This is a genomic window from Halalkalibacter wakoensis JCM 9140 (genome assembly GCF_000513095.1).
Taxonomy (GTDB): domain Bacteria; phylum Bacillota; class Bacilli; order Bacillales; family Bacillaceae_D; genus Halalkalibacter; species Halalkalibacter wakoensis.
The window spans coordinates 1-577 of sequence record NZ_BAUT01000183.1; the positions used below are offsets into that span (position 1 = coordinate 1).

Annotated in this window: 1 protein-coding gene; it reads left to right on the forward strand. The window is 52.2% G+C overall.

The genetic code is table 11. The features are described 5' to 3' along the window. Window positions 1-181: 181 nt before the first annotated feature. Window positions 182-577: hypothetical protein (locus JCM9140_RS22180; protein WP_034751878.1), on the forward strand; the 396-nt coding region annotated here is incomplete at its 3' end.

The following is a 577-nucleotide window of genomic DNA, read 5'->3' on the forward strand; positions in this document are numbered from 1 at the left end:
ATGCGGACTCTGATGCCGACGCCGATTCTGATGCCGATGCTAGTGCGGATGCCGATGCCGACGCCGATGCCAGTGCAGCAGCGGGAGATGCAACGAATGTAATAATCCAAAACGTTACTTCAGGTAACAATTCAGCAAATAACGATATTACAATTGAATAAAAAAGTTAGGAGGGTGAACTATGTCAAACGAAAAGCAGGATAATCCTAATTGGAAAGACGAGTCTTGTTGTTCAGCCGAGGCAAATGATTTTTCAGCAGCAGCAGCTGGAGCTGGAGCAAATGGAGCTAGTAGCTCTTCTGCTAGCGCTGGAGAAAATGCAGCGGCTGCCGCTAGTGACGACGATGCGAGTGCTTCTGCTGCAAATGCTTCAGCAAGTAGACACGCCTCAGCCGCAGCCAGCAATGAGGATGCTGACGCGGCTGCAGCGAGTGCTAGCGCTGGAGAAAATGCAGCTTCGGCAGCTGGAAACAATTCTTCTGCTTCAGCTGGAGAAAATGCAGCCTCAGCTTCAGCGACAGATGCGGATGCCGATTCCGACGCCAGTGCTGACGCCGATGCCAGCGCGGATGCTGAC